The organism is Pseudomonas sp. BIGb0278 (genome assembly GCF_024809895.1).
GTDB lineage: Bacteria > Pseudomonadota > Gammaproteobacteria > Pseudomonadales > Pseudomonadaceae > Aquipseudomonas > Aquipseudomonas shirazensis.
In genome coordinates, this window is the sequence record NZ_JANUEL010000004.1 from 74,528 (window position 1) to 91,922 (window position 17,395).

Sequence of the window (17,395 nt, forward strand, 5' to 3'; positions counted from 1 at the left end):
CTCGATGAAAAAGTTCTTCAGCCTGATCGCTACCCTGCTGGTGCTGGTCGCAGCCGTGGCCATCGGCCGCCAGCTGTGGCTGCACTACATGACTACCCCGTGGACCCGCGACGGCCGCGTGCGCGCCGACATCATCAATGTCGCCGCCGATGTGCCGGGCTACGTCACCGATGTGCCGGTGCGCGATAACCAGCGGGTCAAGAAGGGCGATGTGCTGATCCAGATCGACGCCGAGCATTACCAGGTTGCGGTCGACCAGGCCAAGGCGCTGGTGGCTTCACGCAAGGCCACCTGGGAGATGCGCAAGGTCAACGCCAAGCGCCGGGCCGATCTCGACAACCTGGTTATTTCCAAGGAAAACCGTGACGACGCCAGCAACATCGCCAACTCGGCCCAGGCCGATTACCAGCAGGCCCTTGCGCAGCTGGCCGCCGCCGAGCTGGACCTGAAACGCACGCGCATTCTTGCCACCGTCGATGGCTACGTGACCAACCTCAACGTCCACCGCGGCGACTATGCGCGCACCGGTGAGCCGGTGATGGCGGTGGTCGACGAGCACTCGTTCTGGGTCTACGGCTTTTTTGAAGAGACCAAGCTGCCGCACGTGCGTGTCGGCGATCAGGCCGAGTTGCAAATGATGAGTGGCGAGCGCCTCAGCGGCCATGTCGAGAGCATCGCCCGCGGCATCTACGACCGCGACAACCCACAAAGCCGTGAGCTGATCGCCGATGTCAACCCGACCTTCAACTGGGTACGTCTGGCCCAGCGCGTGCCGGTGCGGATTCATATCGATGCAGTGCCGGAGGGGTTTCTGCTGGCTGCGGGGACGACCTGTACGGTGGTGGTGAGGCCAGGTGGAAAGTAGCGAACGCGATAGTGGCCATTACTGCTGGAGCCGCTTCGCGGCCCTTTCGCGACACAAGGCCGCTCCTACAAGTGACCGCGCACGATCAACTCACGCGGTCCCCGTAGGAGCGGCCTTGTGTCGCGAAAGGGGTGCGCAGCGCCCCCGGCGTACTCGAACCAGACGCAAGCTTCTAATCCGTCACCCCCACCAACACCGGTATCTCGACCCGATCCAGCACCTTGGCGCTGATCGATGGATCCAGCAGCCGGCCCAGCCGTGACAGGTGGCGGTGGCCCATGACGATCAGTTCGCAGTCCAGCGCCTGGGCTTGAGCGACGATGGCGTCTACCGGTTGGTCGGCGCGCAGGCTGCCGTCGGTTGCAAAGCCGGCAGCGCGCAAGGTCTGTACCGCGGCGGCGATGGCGGCCTCTGCGTGTTGCTGCTCTTCGCAGGCAGCTGGGTATTCCTCGCGCTCAGCCTGGGTGAAGGGCGCGGGTTGCTCGTGCACGGCGAAGGTCGAGTCGATCGCCAGCAGCACATGCAACTGGTGCAGATCGGGGCGGCAGAAGCGCTGCGCCAGGGCCAGCAGGTTGCTGGTGGCAGGGGATGCGTCGATGGCGATCAGTACAGAGCGGAGCATAGGGGGTCCTCGCGAGGCGATGTGGCCGACAGGCCATTCTGAGCTGAGCGCCAGCTGTGGATAAATGGCCCCGCACGCACGGCGTCGTTGCGTCTGGCGCAATCGTGCGAGCTGTTAACATGCACATTCCCACAACAGTCACGGAAACCGGCCATGCAACTCCCGGACATGAACCTGCTGGTTGCCCTTGATGCCTTGCTTGATGAGGGCAGTGTGGTCGGTGCTGCGCAGCGGATGAACCTGAGCCCGGCGGCGATGAGCCGGACCTTGGGGCGAATTCGCGATGCGCTCGGTGACCCGATTCTGGTCCGCGCCGGTCGTGGCCTGGTGCCGACGCCACGGGCGCTCGCCCTGCGCGAGCAGGTCAGCGTGCTGGTGGAGCAGGCCGGGCAGGTCTTTCGCAGTGCCGATACGGTCGATCTGGCCAGCCTCGACCGCGCCTTCAACATCCGCACCAATGACCTGTTCATTGCCCTGTACGGCGCGCAGTTGCTGCGCATGATGCATGAGCAGGCGCCGCGCACGGTGCTGCGCTTCATCCCGGAAAGCCCAGGCGGGGACGACGACAGTGTGCTGCGTGACGGGCGCACCGACCTGATCATCAGCTCGACTGTCGATCTGGGCCCGGAGATCAAGATCCAGAGCCTGTTTCAGACGTTCTATATCGGCCTGGCGCGGCAGGACCATCCGATCTTCGCCGAGCCGGTGACCGCGCAGAGCTTTGCCAGTTATCCACAGATCAGCGTATCGCGCCGGGGGCGCGCCAACGGGCCGATCGATGTCGAACTGGCCCACTGCAAGGTGCAGCGGCGGGTAGCGCTGATCACCCCGAGCTTCCACTCGGCGTTGTTTTCTCTGCCCGATTCGGACCTGATCCTGCCGATGCCGGCGAATATTCTCAGCAGTGTCAGCAAGCTCGGCCTGCCGCTGCGCTCGTTCGAGATCCCGCTGGCGCTGGAGCGGGTCAATGTCATGCAGGCCTGGCACCCGCGCTTTGATAGCGACCCAGCGCACCGTTGGCTGCGCCAGACCTTGAAGGCCTGTTGCGGGCTTGAACCTTGAACTCGAGACACAAGCGGATTGCGTCTGACGCACTTTAAAGCTGGCGATAAGTCAGTTTTCGTAAGCATTCGATCTTTTTAAAATGCCTCCAGTGCAATTTGTTGCTGGAGATTTCCCTGATATGACCTCGCTTTCCGCCACCCCTGCGGCTACCGCCCCCGCTCAGGCCGCATTTGGCCTGCGCGTGGTGGTCGGGCTGTTCGGTGTGCTGCTGGCTGTGCTCTGCGCCGGGTTGAACGAGGCGGTCACCAAGATTTCCTTGAACGACATTCGCGGCGCGATGGGCATCGGTGCCGACGAGGGCGCCTGGTTGCTGGCGGTGTATGCGGCTGCGTCGGTGTCGGCGATGGCCTTTTCGCCGTGGCTGGCGACGACCTTTTCCCTGCGTCGCTTCACCCTTTGCGCAATAGCCGTGTTTGCCGTGCTGGGCCTGCTGCAACCCTACGCGCCGAACCTGCACAGCCTGATGCTGCTGCGGATCGTTCAGGGCTTGGCCGCAGGCGCCTTGCCGCCGATGCTGATGAGCGTGGCGCTGCGCTTTCTGCCACCGGGAATCAAAGTCTATGGCCTGGCCTGCTATGCCCTGACCGCCACCTTCGGACCCAATCTCGGCACGCCTCTGGCGGGCCTGTGGACCGAATACGTCGGCTGGCAATGGGCGTTCTGGCAGATCATCCTGCCGTCGCTGCTGGCCATGGCCTGTGTGGCCTGGGGCCTGCCGCAGGACCCGCTGCGGCTGGAGCGCTTCAAGCAGTTCAACTGGCGCGGCGTGCTGTTGGGCTTGCCTGCACTGAGCTGCATCGTCCTTGGGTTGTCGCTGGGCGACCGCTGGGGCTGGCTGGACTCGCCGCTGATCTGTTGGCTGCTCGGCGGCGGCCTGCTGCTGTTGCTGCTGTTCATGTACAACGAGTGGTCCGAGCCGGTGCCGTTCTTTCAGTTGCGCATGCTCTCGCGGCGCAACCTGAGTTTTGCCCTGCTGACCCTCGCCGGGGTGCTGATTGTGTTGTCCGGGCTGGGCTCGATCCCTTCGGCATACCTGGCGCAGATTCAGGGCTACCGGCCGGCGCAGTCCAGCCCGCTGATGCTGCTGGTGGCGATGCCGCAACTGATCGCGCTGCCGTTGACGGCCGCGCTATGCAACATCCGCGCGGTGGATTGCCGCTGGGTGCTGGCGCTGGGCCTGGGCATGCTGGCGCTGTCTTGTGTGGGCAGCAGCCAGTTGACCTCGCAGTGGATTCGCAATGATTTCTACGGCTTTTACCTGTTGCAGGTGTTCGGCCAACCAATGGCCGTGCTGCCGTTGCTGATGCTGTCCACCAACGGCATGTCGCCGCAGGAAGGGCCGTTCGCTTCGGCCTGGTTCAACACCGTCAAAGGCCTTGCCGCAGTGATCGCTGCGGGCCTGCTGGAAGCCGTCGGCACGCTGCGCCGGCACTTTCATTCCAATCACCTAGTGGACAGCCTGGGCAATGCACCGCTGCTTGATGACCGCACAGCCGGGCTGGCTCAGCGCGTGCACCAGCAGGCGCTGGTGCTGACCTCGGCCGACCTCTACCTGCTGCTGGCCTGCGTCGCCGTGATCCTGATTTGCCTGATTCCTTTTGCGCCCACCCGGGTCTACCCACCCCGCGCGGTGGCCTGAACCCGACTGAATTCGAGAACACTGAACATGAGCAACAATCGCAAGACTATCGTCATCGGCTCGGTGCTGGCCGTGGCTGTGCTGGCTGCACTGGTTGGGCCGTGGCTGCTGGGCAGTGATCACCGGCAGCAGACCAACGATGCCTATGTCAGCGCGGACTACACCGTGGTGGCGCCCAAGGTTGCCGGGTTTATCCAGGAGGTGCTGGTCGAAGACAACCAGCAGGTCCAGGCTGGTCAGCTGCTGGCCACCATCGATGCCCGCGACTATGAGGCGGCGTTGGCCGCCGCGCAGGCACAGGTGCTGGTGGCCCAGGCGCAGAGCGCCGATGCGCGCGCCACCCTCGAACGCCAGGCTGCGCTGATCGCCCAGGCCGAGGCCGCGTTCAAGGCGGCTCAGGCGCAGGCGGCGTTTGCCGAACAGGAGGTCAAACGCTACGGCCGCCTGGCCGAGCAGGGCGCGGGCACCGTGCAGAACGCGCAACAAGCGCGCAGCCGGGTCGATCAGGCGCGGGCGCAGCAAGCCAACAGCCAGGCCGCATTGGTAGCGACGCGCAAGCAGGTGGATATTCTCACGGCTCAGGTCGCCAGCGCCGATGGCCAGCTCAAGCGCGCTGAAGCCGGTGTCGACAAGGCCCAGTTGGACCTGTCGCACACCCGCATTACTGCGCCGGTAGCGGGCATGGTCGGCGAGCGCGCCCTGCGGGTTGGCGCCTATGTCACCCCCGGCGCGCGACTACTGTCGGTGGTGCCGCTGGAGCAGGCCTACGTGGTCGGTAACTTCCAGGAAACCCAGCTGACCCATGTGCAACCGGGGCAGCCGGTCAGCGTCAGCGTCGATACCTATTCCGACGTGACCCTCAAAGGCCATGTGCAGAGCATCGCCCCTGCCACCGGCGTGACCTTTGCCGCAGTCAAACCCGACAACGCCACCGGCAACTTCACCAAAGTTGTGCAGCGGATACCGGTGAAGATCGTTTTCGATGATGGCCAGCCGTTGCTGTCGCGCCTGCGCGTGGGCATGTCGGTGGTGGTCACTATCGACACACAGGGCGATTCGCTCGACAGCCAGCAGGTGAGCACGCGATGAGTGCACTTGTCCGCTTCAGCCCGTTGCTGCTCGCTGTCGCATTGGCCGGTTGCAGCCTGGGCCCAGATTTTCAGCGCCCGGCCAGCCAGGCTCCACAGCAATGGGCGCCGGTGCAAGGTGAGGCCGCCGCCAGCCAGCCCTTGGCCGAACCACTGCAAGTGCGTTGGTGGGAGAGTTTTCACGATGCCAGGCTGAGCGCGCTGATCCAGCGCGTTGCCGCCAACAACCTCGATCTGCAGATTGCCAGTGCGCGCCTGCTGCAAAGCCGCGCGCTGCGCAGCACGATTGCAGCTGACGAGACGCCTTCGATAGGTCTGGATGCCGGCTACAGTCGCGCGCGCAACAGTGCCGAGGGTCTGAATGACCCGTCAGGCAATGCCGGCAAATCGGCCTACAACCTTTGGCAGGGCGATCTGATTGCGGGCTGGGAGCTGGATCTGTGGGGCCGGGTGCGTCGTCAGGTGGAAGCTGCCGATGCGAGCGTGGCGGTTGCCGAGGAGGACCGCCGCGGCGTGTTGCTGGCGCTGCTCGCAGAGACCGCCGGCGATTACATCCAGTTGCGTGCCGTGCAGCAAACGCTGGAGGTGACCGAAAACAATCTCAAGGTCGCCCGGCACAGCCTGCAACTGTCCCGCGACCGTCAGGCCGAGGGCGTCGCGACGCGCCTGGATGTCGCCCAGGCCAGCGCTCAGGTTGCCTCGATCGAAGCGCGTTTACCTACCTTGCAAGCGAGGCGTGACGACCTGATCAATGCCCTCAGCCTGCTCGCCGCCGAGCCACCGCGCAGTTTGCAGGCCGAGCTGCTGGCGCCGGGCGAACTGCCGGTGCCGCAGCAGCGCTTTGCGGTTGGCTTGCCGTCGGAGTTGGCCGAGCGCCGCCCGGATATTCGCCAGGCCGAAGCGCGCCTGCATGCGGCAACTGCCAGCATCGGCGTGGCCAAGGCGGACTTCTATCCGCGTATTCGGCTGTCGGGCAACGTCGGTATGCAGGCCCTGCAATTGGCGGACTTTGGCGGCTGGGACTCACGACGGTTTGCTTTTGGCCCGCAACTGTCGCTGCCGATCTTTGAAGGTGGCCGGCTCAAGGGCACGCTGCAGTTGCGTGAAGCGCAGCAGCAGGAGGCCGCGCTGAACTATCGCAAGGTGGTGCTCGGCGCCTGGCATGAGATCGACGATGTGCTGCGCCTGTACAACGCCAGCCAGCTGCGTCGCGATCACCTGGCCGAGGCCGTGCGCGAAAACCGCATCGCCCTGGACACCGCTCAGCAGCAGTACGTGGAAGGCGCGGTGGACTTTCTCAACGTGCTCACGGTGCAGACGGCGCTGCTGGCCAGCGAAGAGCAGTGGATCGACAGCTCGGCGGCCGTCTCGCAGGCGATGGTCGGCTTGTACAAGGCGCTCGGTGGCGGCTGGCAAGCGTTCGCCGAGGCGCCGCCGAAGGCTTGGCTGTCAGAGCGGTCGTAACAGGCCAAAGCGCTTGCGCAGGATGCTGTCGAGCAAACGTCGCGGCAGCAGCCACGCCAACAGTGGCAGCGCCCGGCTGCCGTTGCCCAGCCGCACCAGGGCCGGCACCGGTGACTTGCCCGCTGCCGCCAGCACGCCTTGGGCGAACTCGGCGGTTGGCGTTGGCTTGTCCTGCGAGGCGCGCGCTCGCGCGCGGATGTGCTCGCGCAGCGGCCACCACGGTGAATCCGCCGCTATCAGGTGTTCAGCCTGCTGCTGGGCGTTGCTGGCAAATTGCGAAGCGATGGCGCCGGGCTGGACTTCCATCACGCGAATGCCAAACGGCGCCAGCTCCAGGCGCAGCGCGGTGTTCAGCGCGTGCACAGCGGCCTTGGACGCGCAATAAGTACCGGCGAATGGCGTCACCAGCACGCCAGAGACGCTACCGATGTTAATGACCAGGCCGCGATTACGCCGCAGCAGCGGGAACAGCGTGCGAGTGACCCCAACCAGCGCGAACACGTTGGTTTCGAATTGCTCGCGCAACCCATCGACACCGCCATCGAGCACAGGGCCCATGGCGCCGTAGCCGGCATTGTTGATGAGGATATCGAGGCCGCCATGGCTGGCTTGCAGCTCATCTGTGAGGCGTGTCAGCTCGGCGCTGTCATTGACGTCCAACTGTCGCGCGGTAAAGCCCGCTGCAGCCAGTTGGGCAACGGCTTCGGGCTTGCGCGCGGTGGCCCAGACCTCATGACCGGCATCACGAAAGGCATCGGCAAGGGCGCGGCCGATGCCGCTGGAGCAACCGGTGATCAGGACTGTGGGCATGGCGGGGCCTGTGGGCTGTGCAAGGTGCTCGATCATACCCCAGACAAATCAGCCTGCGGCTAGTTGGCAAACGAGCCCTGCAGGCGTTCGGCACGAAACTCCAGGGTTTGCGCGCGGTAGCCGGAGCGCAACGGCGGCAGTGGCAGGCAGTCGTTCCACTCGGCGCCTGGCTGCAGGTCGCCGGGGCCGCGATAGCGCGGCGTGCTGTAGGTGTTTTCGGCGAGGTTGACCGTGTCGCCGGGGGCGTAGGCGCCGACCTGCCAGCGCAGTTCGGTGAGCGGCACGCTGTTGGCGTTTTTCATGCTCACGCGCAGGCTGCGGTCGGCTGGGCACAGTTCAGGGGCATATTGCAGGCGCAGGTCGAGGCGGGCCAGCTGGTTGGATTCGCGGGTGTCCTGCCAGGCAACCCAGAGGGCGATCAAACCGAGGCCGAGTACAGCAGCCAGGGAAATCGGCAGGGCCTTGGCCGGGTAGCGAATGAGCAGGACCAGCCAGGTCAGGATGAGCAGGGCGCCGATGATCATGGGAAGGGCAAGCCTTGGGTGTGCGGGTTTGGCACATCCTAGCTGAAATAGTGGTGGGGGTGAAAACGGTGCGACATGGACGACGCGGTCGCGTGTAGGAGCGGCCTTGTGTCGCGAAAGGGCTGCGTAGCGGCCCCGCATTTTCAGCTTCGCCGCTGACATTGCCGGGCCAGCTACGCTGGCCTTTCGCGACACAAGGCCGCTCCTACACGGACCGTGTATGGCTGGAAGGGTTACTGGGCGATGGTTTTCACCGAAACGCCGCGCTCGATCGGCGTGGCGCTGCGGCCGTAGACGTCTTCGAAGCGTTCGATGTCGTCTTCACCCAGGTAGCTGCCGGACTGCACTTCGATGATTTCCAGCGGGATCTTGCCCGGGTTGCGCAAGCGGTGCACCGAGGCGATCGGGATGTAGGTCGATTGGTTTTCGGTGAGCAGGAACACGTTCTCGTCGCAGGTCACTTCAGCCGTGCCCGACACTACGATCCAATGCTCGGCGCGGTGGTGGTGCATCTGCAGCGACAGGCTGGCGCCGGGCTTGACGGTGATGTGCTTGACCTGGAAGCGGCCGCCCATGTCCACCGAGTCGTACGAGCCCCATGGGCGATACACCTCAAGATGGTTCTGGGTCTCGCTGCGGCCTTGCTTGTCGAGGGTGTTGACCATCTGCTTGACGCCCTGGACCTTGTCCTTGTGGGCAATCATCATGGCGTCCTTGGTCTCGACCACGACGATGTTCTCAAGACCGATCACCGAGACCAGCTTGCCGTTGCCGTGGATCATGCAGTTGTGGCTGTCCTGCACCACCACGTCGCCTTTGGTGACGTTGCCGTTGGCGTCTTTCTCGTGCACATCCCACAGCGACGACCAGCAGCCGACGTCGCTCCAGCCTGCGGTCAGTGGCACCACGCAGGCGCGCTGGGTCTTTTCCATCACGGCGTAGTCGATCGAGTTGTCCGGGCAGCAGGCGAAGGTGGCTTCGTCGATGCTCAGGTAGTCGCCGTCTTCTTCGCTGCGCTCGAGTGCCAGCAGGCAGGTGTCGTAGATATCCGGATCGTGTTTTTTCAGCTCTTCGAGGAAGCGGCTGGCGCGGAACAGGAACATGCCGCTGTTCCAGAAGTAGCCGCCGCTGCGGACGAACTCGGTGGCGCGTTTTTCGTCAGGCTTTTCGACAAACTGCGCAACCCGGGCGACGCCTTCCGGCAGCAGGGCATCCTGGCTGGAACGGATGTAGCCGTAGCCGGTTTCCGGTTTGGTCGCCGGCACGCCGAACAGCACCATCTCGCCACGCTCGGCCGCCACGGTGGCCAGGGCCAGGGCACGTTGCAGGGCCTTCTGGTCATCGATCACATGGTCAGCCGGCAGTACCAGCATCAGCTCGTCGCTGCCTTCATTGACCAGCTTCATCGCGGTGATGGCCACGGCCGGCGCGGTGTTGCGGCCAAACGGCTCCATCAGGATCGCCTGGGTCTGCAGGTTCAGTGCAGTCAGCTGCTCGTTGACGATGAACTTGTGGTCCTTGTTGCAGACCACGATCGGCGCTTGCATGCCGTCGAACACCAGGCGCTCGAGGGTTTGCTGGAACAGCGTGTGCTCACCGGTCAGGGCGAGGAACTGCTTGGGGAACTGTTTACGCGACAAAGGCCACAGACGCGAACCGCTACCACCAGAAAGGATTACCGGAATCATGATGTTTCTCCAAAGGTTGATAGAGGCAGAAATCAGTTGGTCGAGACAGGACGGGTTACCCACACCGGGGCCAGGCTGCTGCCGGAGCCGGTGACGTACAGCACGGCGGCTTCACCGCGTTCCAGCGCGACAGGTTTGATGTCGCTGACTTTCTTGTCGCCTTGGTACAGGGCCAGGTTGACCTTGACCGGATTGATCTCGCGCTCGCCGCGCGCATGGGCCGCTACCGGCTTGACCACTTCGGTCTTGCCGTCGGCGGTTTTCAGGGTCAGCGCCTGGTCGGTGAGGTTCTGCACCCGCACCAAAGCCTTTTGCTTGTTCTTGAACGGTGGCTCTTCGATCAGTTGCGGGCTGCCGCTGGCGTTGTTGACCAGGGTGTAATACTTGTCCGAGGCGAGCTTCACCGGCACCGACTTGCCACCGACCTGGGCGCTGTAGTCGCCGCCCGGGAGGAAGCTGAAGTCACTGCTGGACTGCGCGCCGACCTGCTTGATCTGGGTGTTGCCGACACTGGCGGCAGCCGGTGCGCTGCTGGCGTTGTACAGGCGCACGAAGCTTGAGCCTTTCGGTGCGCTGGGGCCGTACAGTGCGGCGTCGGCGCCGGCGAAGGCTTGCAGCGAGGCCAGCGACAGGCCCGCAGCGAGGGTGAAGACTTTGGCAAAAGATGGCTTGTTGGACATGTGCGTGTTCCTCTCTTTCAGTGTTCCGTCCGATTGGACGACAGGGCCAGGTTTTCTTCGGATTTACGGGTGTTCTTCAATTGCGCGATCCACTGCGGGTCGAACCCGCTGAGGTCGTTTTTCATCGGCAGGTAGCGTTCCGGGAATTCCCACACCACCACTTGCGGCGGGGCATCCTTGAAGGCGTCGCTTTGCAGGTACTTGAGCATCGGCAGCAACGGCCCATGGCCGTCTTCGGCGTAGTTGGCGACATCGCTGTGCAGCGCCTGCTGCAGCGCGCCGAGGAAATTCCAGTGCGGGTTGGCGCTGTAGCTGGTGCCAACCAGCGCCACCGGGATCTGGCTGTCGGCGAACAGCGCGTCACCGCTGTCGGCGTTGCCGGCCGCTGGGCGGGTAGTGCGTTTTTGCAGGTTGTCCGGCGCTGGCAGCAACTCGCTGAACAGCGGGTCGAGCGGCAGGAAGTTGGTCAGGTCGCCTTTGTACGGCGCACTGCTGCCAGCGTCGGTGACGTAGGCCTGGGGTTCGGCTTGCAGCAGTTTTTGCCGGGACACGGCTTCGGCCACGGTCTGCGCGGCGACTTCGGCGCCCAGCGGGGTCCAGTGCGTGTCGGTGCGCAGGAATACCTGGCCGCGGGCTTTGGCTTGCTCCATTGGCGCCTGCAGGTCAGGGGCAAACACGTTGGCCTGGCGTGCCTGGGCATGGAACTGGTTGTACAGGTCACCATGCAGGCTGGCCGGCTGCTCTTCGCCGAGGTACTCGGAGTAGATCCGCGCCTTGGCCGGGATGATCGCCAGCACCAGCTGCACGCCCTGGCGTTGCAGGGTGTCGCGCACGCCGCGGATCAGCGCCAGGTTGTCCTGCATCAGCTGGTCGGCACCGGCGGTGGGTTTGAACTCTTCGTCGCTGAACAGCCATTGCTCGCGGCCCAGCACCACGCCGGGGCGGCCTTCGTTGAACAGCTTGTAGTCCAGTGCGGCCCACAGGTTGGTGCTCAGGCGCTTGATCGGGAACTGCTCGTCGTAATGGGTCTCGGCGGCCTTGGCCAGCTTGCCGTTGAGCACCGTCATCTGCTCGGTGCGCTGAAAGCTCGAAGCGCCGCTCAGCGACCACACGCCAAGGCCGGTGAGCAGGCCAAGGAAGGTCAGCGAGTAGGTGATGCGAAGTGTCCGGGTCATGGTCGTCCGTGCCTCAGAACTGGAAGTAGAGGAATGGCGAATAGCTTTGCGCCGAGAGTTTCAGCACCGAGGCAACGAACAACAGCAGCACCAGCACGCGGGCCATGACCCGGCTCCAGTCCAGGCCGATCGAGCCGTCGCTGTTGATCTGTACCGGGGTTGCCTTGGGCGTTGGCTTGGCATTGCGGTAGAAGTCGCGCAGGCCGAAGAACGCCAGGGTTGCGTAGGCGATGAACATGGTTGCCACCTGCAGGCCGGTGAGGTTGGCGCGGTTGAGTTCCGACAGCTGCCATTCGCCGAAGCTGAACATGGCGGCGTACATGCGCCCGGCCACGTCGAGGTTTTCCGAGCGGAACATCACCCAGCCGGTCACTACCAGCAGGAAGGTGAACGCCCATTTGATCGGGTTGAAGCGCTGCGGGTTGGTGTCCAGGCCCAGCGCACGTTCGATCGCGAGCCAGATGCCGTGCCAGGCGCCCCAGAGGATGTAGGTGATGTTGGCGCCGTGCCACAGGCCGCCGAGCAACATGGTCAGGAACAGGTTGCGGTAGGTGTTGAAGGTGCCTTTGCGGTTGCCGCCCAGGGTGATGTACAGGTAGTCGCGCAGCCAGGTCGACAGGCTGATGTGCCAGCGCCGCCAGAACTCGGTGATCGATTGGCTGATGTACGGCTGCTTGAAGTTCTCCATGAAGCGAAAGCCCATCATCAAACCGAGGCCGATGGCCATGTCGCTGTAGCCGGAGAAGTCGAAGTACAACTGCGCGGTGTAGGCCAGGGCGCCGAGCCAGGCGTCACCGGTGGTAGGGTTTTCCAGGGCGAAGCAATGATCGGCAACCACCGCCAGGGTGTCGGCGATGAACACCTTCTTGATGAAACCCTGCATGAAGCGGGTGCAGCCTTCGGAGAACTTGTCGAGGGTGTGAGTGCGGTTGTTGAACTGGTCAACCAGGTCCTTGAAGCGCAGCACCGGGCCGGCAATCAAGTGCGGGAAGATCGCCACGAACGCTGCAAAGTCGATCAGGTTTCGAGTCGCCGGGGTATCACCGCGGTACACGTCGATGATGTAGCTGATCGACTCGAAAATGTAGAACGAGATCCCGATCGGCAGCAGCACGTGGGTGATGATGAACGGCTCGAAACCGAACGAGGTGATTATTGCGTTGAGGCTGTCGACGCCGAAGTTGGCGTACTTGAAGTAGCCGAGAATGGCCAGGTCGACACCTACGCCGAGCAGCAGCCAGCGCTGTGCGGGTTTGGTGCGCACGCCTGCGGCGCCGACTTTGAGGCCGATCCAGTAGTTCCACAGGGTCACGCCGGCGAACAGGGCGAGGAAGTCGACCCGCCACCAGGCGTAGAAGATGTAGCTGGCGACCAGCAGCAGCAGGTTGCGATAGCGTTGCCCGCTCAAGTAGTACAAGCCGAGGAAGATCGGCAGGAACAGGAACAGGAACACATTTGACGAGAAGACCATCCTCGTTCTCCTGATGGATGTACGTAGCTGGGGCAGCAGCCCCCCAAACCCCCCAGCCTGGACCGGGGAGCAACTTAATACCCTGTGGGAGCGGGCTTGCCCGCGAACAAAGGCGTAGCCTTTGCCTGGCATCACGCGGTGCCTCATTCGCGGGCAAGCCCGCTTCCATAGGGATGAGTGTTACTTGTTGCTAGCTGCGCTCGGGTCATACACCCGGGTCATGTTGCCGCCCAGGCGGAAACTGTCGAACGGCTGCATGCCATGCTTGCGCGACAGCGTGTCGCCAACGCACTGGTACAGCGCGCACCACGGCTCGAGCCAGGCGTACTTGCTGTCGACCTTGAGGTCTTTCATGTCCTGTTTGACGCCGGTACGGGCAACGAACTGACGCGGATCACGGGCACCGGCCAGCACCCCTTCGCCGAGGCGCTGCAGGGCAAAGTTGTTCTCGCTGCGCAAGTCGACCCCGTTGACCTTGGCGAAGCTGGCGATCATCGCCAGCGGCGGCAGAGCGTAGTTGTGGTAGGCCAGCGCGCGCTGGCGGCGCTTGAGCTCGTTAGGCAAGAAGCCCTGCTCGTCGATCTGGTTGGCGCCGACGCGGTATTCCTTCACGGCCCAGTCGAACAGGTCGCGGCGGTCGGTGGCGACGGCAGTAGCCATCACCGACCAGGCGGCCCAGTAGCTGTGGTTGTTGATCTTCTCCAGCGGCAGGTCGCTCCAGTCCTTGACGGTCTGTTCGGCCAGGCGGGCGAACCATTTTTCAATGGCTTCGGCTTCGGCCTTGTGCGCCGCCAGCGGCTGCGAATTGGAGAACTTCAAGCGCAGCCAGGAGCCGCTCATGCTGCCCAGTGCCCATTTGCGCATGGACTTGCCGGTGTGGTTGTAATCGGTCGAGAGCAAGGCGTCGGCCTGCGCCCACTGGCTCAGCCAGCCAAGCGCGCAATCGAGCTGCGCCGGGCGGCCGTCGCGCATGTACTGGCCGACCATCTTGCTGACGCCACGCTCGAGGGTGGTGATGTCTTTGGTCGAGTCGCGGAAGGCTTTTTCCGAGCGCAGGTTGAGCGTCGAGCGGGCCTTGTCCGAGCCTTCGTACTTGCTGCGAAACTGCAAGGCGCCGGTGTAAGGCTTGGGCGCCTGTTCACAGCGGAACTTGCCGTCGGTGGTTTTCATCTGCTCGATGCCGGCGTAGTAACCCTGTGGGGGTACCAGCTCGGCCTGCGCAGCGCCGGCAAACAGGGCCAGGGCGAGCAGGGCAGGGGCGAAGGTCGTGCGTGGCTTGATCATGTGCGCCTCACTGGCCAGCCTGCGCTGTGTGCGCAGGGCTGGCGAAGTTGTTGCGTTTGCAGAGCTTGGCTTCGACTTTCTGGGTGCCTTGTTCCGGGCCTTGCAGCTCCAGCGCGAGCAGGTTCTGGCTGGCCCAGTCTTCGTCTTCACGCAGCTGGAAGACAAAGCGCCCGTCGGTGTCGGAGGTCTCTGGTTTTTCGATCTTGATGTCCTCGTGGCGCCCGTTCAGATACCACAGGGTCGCTTGCAGGACCTTGACCGAAGTGTCTTCGAACTTGATGTCCATCTGCAGGTTGCGGTTGACCAGGTCCTTGATCACGCCGCCCTTGCCGTTGACCATGACTTCGTTGGTGCCGGGCTTGAGCGTGGTGCTGGCGCTCATCTGTGCTGGGCGGTCATCGCAGCCGTTGTCGAGCAGGCCGAGGATCTGCCGCCAGATGGTTTCCTGGTCGAGGCGATACAGCGGCGAGAATTCCCAGATGAGGATCTTTGGCGGGTGGGTCTTGAACTCTTCGCTGCCCAGGTACTGGATCATCGCACCTTCCAGGCCACCGCCCGGGAAGGCGACGTTGAGCACGTCGGCGCCGATGTATTGCTGCAGGAAGCCCGAGAAGTTGTAGTTCTTGCCGCTGTGGCTGGTGCCGACCAGGGTGATCTCGGCATTGCCGCTGTCGCCGAACAGGTCGTCGTCGCCGGCGGCGCCTTTCGGCTCGGTGGCGAACTGGTCCATGTACTGCACCGCGTAGCTGCTGCCGCAGAGCTGGCCGGCGACGTTGTGCAGGGTGCCGGTCTTGCCCATGCGCCCGGACTTGTGGGTTTCGAATTCCTTGCGCGGAATGTCGGCGAAGGCCGGCATCTGCTGCACGCTCTTGGCGATGATCTTCGCCGCTCGTTCAGCGCCATACGGCGTCCAGTGCTGGTCGCCGCGGAAGTAGAAGTCCTTGCCCTGATCGGCTGCCGCCAGCTGCTCGTTGGTCAGTGGCGACAGGTCCGGCACGGTGTAGCCCATCTTGGCAAAGCGCTTGAGCATGGCCTGGTAGTTGCCCAGCGCCTTCTGGTAATCGAACGCGGCCTTGTCGGCCGGATTGAGCATGTTGCGGTTAACCAGGCCACGGGTTGGCTGATAGACCATCACCAGCTCGATGCCGCGTTTCTTGAAGGCGTCGTGCACCTGCTGCAGGCGCTGGTAGCCGGCAGCGCTGGTGCTGAACTCGGTGCGCAGGTCTTCGCGGGTACGGAACAACCAGTCGCCCTGCGCCTGCACCAGGGTGGTGAAGTTCTGCTGGTAGCGGGTGGTGTAGCGGCTGGCGTCGTGCGCTTCCGGGCACAGCTGACAGCATGGCTCGGCGGTGAAGCTCGGCGCCTGGACCTGTTCGGCGCGCACGCCCTGGCTGATCGCCAGCAGGGCGGCAGTCAGGCCGAGCAGTTTCATCAAAGGTGCAGTGGTCATGGTCAGCATTCCTTAATCGATCATTTCGGTCTGGCGTTCGACCGGGTCGATCAGCACAGCCTTCTGCTGGCGCACCAGCAGGTCGAGTATTTCGTCCTGGCGCTCGCCGAGCACGCCATTGAGGCTGATGCCGCTGGCTTTGCGCGGGGCGAGCATGGCCACCTTGTACAGCTCGACCGACAGCGGCGAGTCGATCGACAAGGGGCCGGAGCCATTGGCGGTCAACTCGCCGCCGACCACGATCAGCGAAACCTTGGCGTCGAACGGGTCGAGGGCGATGTCGCGGTCGGTGTCGGACAGGTCCTTGATGTGCCCGTAAACACCGACCAGGCCGTTGGCCATGGCGATGTTCTCGTAAAGGCGAATGTTGACGCTGTTGCGCACGCGGATGCCGTGGCGACGGTTGTTGATGACCTTGTTGCCCCAGATCAGGTTGTCACCGCTTTCGTACACGGTGATGCCGTCGGTGTGGTTGCGGTAGATCTCGTTGTAGGCAATCAGGTTGTTGACGCTGTTACGGTCGATCACCACCCCGGAGAGCTTGTTGTCGTAGCTCTTGTTGTTGAAGATCCAGCTGTCGTTGACCTCACGCGAAACGATGATGCCGTGCTTTTTCTTGGTGCCATGCACGGTGTTGCCGGCGATGATCAGGCGGTGCGAACGGTCGTGCGGGTCGATGCCGTAGACGATGTTGTCGCGGTAGGTGCTGTCCTTGACCACGAAGTCGCTGGTCTCGTAGCAGTAGAAGCCGTACCACATGTCACTGAATTCGGAACCGATGATCCAGCCGGTCGGTTCTGCGCGGCCCATCTTTTTCGCCATGTTCGGCGTGTACTGCGAGATGCTCACGCCGTACGACTTGGACTGGGAGTAGCCAAAGCTGGCCATCTTGCTGTTGACGATGTAGGTCTCGGTGCCGCCCCACGACAGCAGGAACGGGCGGAACTCCTTGGGCGAGCGGAAGCTGGCCGGGCCGTTGTCCTTCTCGCGCCAGCCGGTGACCTGGGTGTCGCTGACGAACAGCTTGCCGTCGTTGACCAGAAACGCGCCGCGCTCCTGCGACAGACGCAGCTCTTTGACCTTGCCGTTGATTTCCAGCACGCCCTTCTGCCCGACCACGATCGGCAAGCGTGCCAGATACACGCCCGGCGACACTTCACTCAGGTACTGCTTGGGCACTTGCTTGCTCAGCTCGGTCAGGTCGACATGGCCGTCGTCGACAAAGATCGCCTGGGGGATACCCTGCTGGCGCTGGACCCACTCGGCGGCCTTGTTGTCGCCGCCGATGAATTCCTTGAGCGATTCTTCCTGAAGCATGCGGCGCACGCTGACCTTGCCCTTGCGGCTGCGATCGATCTTGGCTTGCACCGCTTGCGCGGTGTAGCCAGTCAGATCAGGCAGCTTGGGCGGCTCCATGTGCAGCGGCTCGACTGGCGCGCTGGTCACGGTGTAGGTCTTGGCCTGCTGCAGGCCCTTGGCCGTGCCTGGCTCGGCGGCCTGAGCCACGCCTGCGGCCAGCAGCAGGGCGCTGGCGAGCAGGCTGTAGCGAAGCTTGGGTTGCAGGTTCATA

Annotated in this window: 15 protein-coding genes; 5 read left to right on the forward strand and 10 right to left on the reverse strand. The window is 63.8% G+C overall.

Annotation, left to right across the window (positions count from 1 at the left end):
- Positions 1–4 precede the first annotated feature (4 nt).
- On the forward strand, positions 5–865 hold the full coding sequence (locus M2396_RS15740) for an HlyD family secretion protein (protein ID WP_259075910.1): 861 nt from the start codon (positions 5–7) through the stop codon (positions 863–865).
- A gap of 172 nt (positions 866–1,037) precedes the next feature.
- Here M2396_RS15740 and M2396_RS15745 read toward each other — a convergent pair whose 3' ends face one another.
- Positions 1,038–1,487, reverse strand: a complete 450-nt coding sequence (locus M2396_RS15745) for a universal stress protein (RefSeq protein ID WP_101322058.1) — start codon at positions 1,485–1,487, stop codon at positions 1,038–1,040.
- 153 nt (positions 1,488–1,640) lie between these two features.
- Here M2396_RS15745 and M2396_RS15750 point away from each other — a divergent pair, with 153 nt between their 5' ends.
- From M2396_RS15750 to M2396_RS15765, 4 genes are all read left to right on the forward strand, one after another.
- A complete protein-coding gene (locus M2396_RS15750) occupies positions 1,641–2,549 on the forward strand; it encodes a LysR family transcriptional regulator (RefSeq protein WP_220632524.1) in 909 nt (302 codons plus the stop codon).
- A gap of 121 nt (positions 2,550–2,670) precedes the next feature.
- Positions 2,671–4,191, forward strand: a complete 1,521-nt coding sequence (locus M2396_RS15755; protein ID WP_150570665.1) for an MFS transporter — start codon at positions 2,671–2,673, stop codon at positions 4,189–4,191.
- 27 nt (positions 4,192–4,218) lie between these two features.
- Complete coding sequence (locus M2396_RS15760; protein WP_259075912.1) at positions 4,219–5,280, forward strand: HlyD family secretion protein; 1,062 nt, start codon at positions 4,219–4,221, stop codon at positions 5,278–5,280.
- Complete coding sequence (locus tag M2396_RS15765) at positions 5,277–6,743, forward strand: efflux transporter outer membrane subunit (RefSeq protein WP_259075914.1); 1,467 nt, start codon at positions 5,277–5,279, stop codon at positions 6,741–6,743. Before M2396_RS15760 ends, M2396_RS15765 begins: the two co-directional genes overlap by 4 nt.
- On the opposite strand, the gene M2396_RS15770 is transcribed toward M2396_RS15765, so the two are convergent.
- From M2396_RS15770 to algG, 9 genes are all read right to left on the reverse strand, one after another.
- The gene (locus M2396_RS15770) at positions 6,729–7,553 is read right to left on the reverse strand and encodes an SDR family oxidoreductase (protein ID WP_103438516.1); all 825 of its coding nucleotides are present in this window, start codon (positions 7,551–7,553) and stop codon (positions 6,729–6,731) included. The genes M2396_RS15765 and M2396_RS15770 overlap by 15 nt on opposite strands.
- Positions 7,554–7,612: 59 nt before the next feature.
- Positions 7,613–8,077, reverse strand: coding sequence for a multidrug transporter (locus tag M2396_RS15775; protein WP_101322052.1), 465 nt, complete (start codon positions 8,075–8,077; stop codon positions 7,613–7,615).
- A gap of 233 nt (positions 8,078–8,310) precedes the next feature.
- A complete protein-coding gene (locus tag M2396_RS15780; RefSeq protein WP_101322051.1) occupies positions 8,311–9,765 on the reverse strand; it encodes a mannose-1-phosphate guanylyltransferase/mannose-6-phosphate isomerase in 1,455 nt (484 codons plus the stop codon).
- Between the two features lie 32 nt (positions 9,766–9,797).
- Positions 9,798–10,445, reverse strand: coding sequence for an alginate O-acetyltransferase AlgF (locus tag M2396_RS15785; RefSeq protein ID WP_101322050.1), 648 nt, complete (start codon positions 10,443–10,445; stop codon positions 9,798–9,800).
- 17 nt (positions 10,446–10,462) lie between these two features.
- Positions 10,463–11,620 (reverse strand): alginate O-acetyltransferase, encoded by a 1,158-nt coding sequence (locus tag M2396_RS15790; RefSeq protein ID WP_150570661.1) that lies wholly within the window; start codon positions 11,618–11,620, stop codon positions 10,463–10,465.
- Between the two features lie 13 nt (positions 11,621–11,633).
- Complete coding sequence (locus M2396_RS15795; protein WP_101322048.1) at positions 11,634–13,091, reverse strand: MBOAT family protein; 1,458 nt, start codon at positions 13,089–13,091, stop codon at positions 11,634–11,636.
- Between the two features lie 180 nt (positions 13,092–13,271).
- Positions 13,272–14,375: a mannuronate-specific alginate lyase gene (locus M2396_RS15800; RefSeq protein WP_101322047.1), complete on the reverse strand. Its 1,104-nt coding sequence runs from the start codon at positions 14,373–14,375 to the stop codon at positions 13,272–13,274.
- A gap of 7 nt (positions 14,376–14,382) precedes the next feature.
- Positions 14,383–15,825, reverse strand: coding sequence for an alginate O-acetyltransferase (locus M2396_RS15805; protein ID WP_101323103.1), 1,443 nt, complete (start codon positions 15,823–15,825; stop codon positions 14,383–14,385).
- Between the two features lie 12 nt (positions 15,826–15,837).
- The gene (gene algG, locus M2396_RS15810) at positions 15,838–17,394 is read right to left on the reverse strand and encodes a mannuronan 5-epimerase AlgG (protein WP_101322046.1); all 1,557 of its coding nucleotides are present in this window, start codon (positions 17,392–17,394) and stop codon (positions 15,838–15,840) included.
- Position 17,395 lies beyond the last annotated feature (1 nt).

Excerpts from the sequence above, each read along its gene's own strand:
- M2396_RS15790 (WP_150570661.1), bottom strand. The coding sequence starts at position 11,620 with ATGACCCGGACACTTCGCATCACCTACTCGCTGACCTTCCTTGGCCTG.
- M2396_RS15775 (WP_101322052.1), bottom strand. The coding sequence starts at position 8,077 with ATGATCATCGGCGCCCTGCTCATCCTGACCTGGCTGGTCCTGCTCATT.
- M2396_RS15785 (WP_101322050.1), bottom strand. The coding sequence starts at position 10,445 with ATGTCCAACAAGCCATCTTTTGCCAAAGTCTTCACCCTCGCTGCGGGC.
- M2396_RS15755 (WP_150570665.1), top strand. The coding sequence starts at position 2,671 with ATGACCTCGCTTTCCGCCACCCCTGCGGCTACCGCCCCCGCTCAGGCC.
- M2396_RS15750 (WP_220632524.1), top strand. The coding sequence starts at position 1,641 with ATGCAACTCCCGGACATGAACCTGCTGGTTGCCCTTGATGCCTTGCTT.
- M2396_RS15770 (WP_103438516.1), bottom strand. The coding sequence starts at position 7,553 with ATGCCCACAGTCCTGATCACCGGTTGCTCCAGCGGCATCGGCCGCGCC.
- M2396_RS15765 (WP_259075914.1), top strand. The coding sequence starts at position 5,277 with ATGAGTGCACTTGTCCGCTTCAGCCCGTTGCTGCTCGCTGTCGCATTG.
- M2396_RS15795 (WP_101322048.1), bottom strand. The coding sequence starts at position 13,091 with ATGGTCTTCTCGTCAAATGTGTTCCTGTTCCTGTTCCTGCCGATCTTC.
- M2396_RS15740 (WP_259075910.1), top strand. The coding sequence starts at position 5 with ATGAAAAAGTTCTTCAGCCTGATCGCTACCCTGCTGGTGCTGGTCGCA.
- M2396_RS15760 (WP_259075912.1), top strand. The coding sequence starts at position 4,219 with ATGAGCAACAATCGCAAGACTATCGTCATCGGCTCGGTGCTGGCCGTG.
- algG (WP_101322046.1), bottom strand. The coding sequence starts at position 17,394 with ATGAACCTGCAACCCAAGCTTCGCTACAGCCTGCTCGCCAGCGCCCTG.
- M2396_RS15745 (WP_101322058.1), bottom strand. The coding sequence starts at position 1,487 with ATGCTCCGCTCTGTACTGATCGCCATCGACGCATCCCCTGCCACCAGC.
- M2396_RS15780 (WP_101322051.1), bottom strand. The coding sequence starts at position 9,765 with ATGATTCCGGTAATCCTTTCTGGTGGTAGCGGTTCGCGTCTGTGGCCT.
- M2396_RS15805 (WP_101323103.1), bottom strand. The coding sequence starts at position 15,825 with ATGACCACTGCACCTTTGATGAAACTGCTCGGCCTGACTGCCGCCCTG.
- M2396_RS15800 (WP_101322047.1), bottom strand. The coding sequence starts at position 14,375 with ATGATCAAGCCACGCACGACCTTCGCCCCTGCCCTGCTCGCCCTGGCC.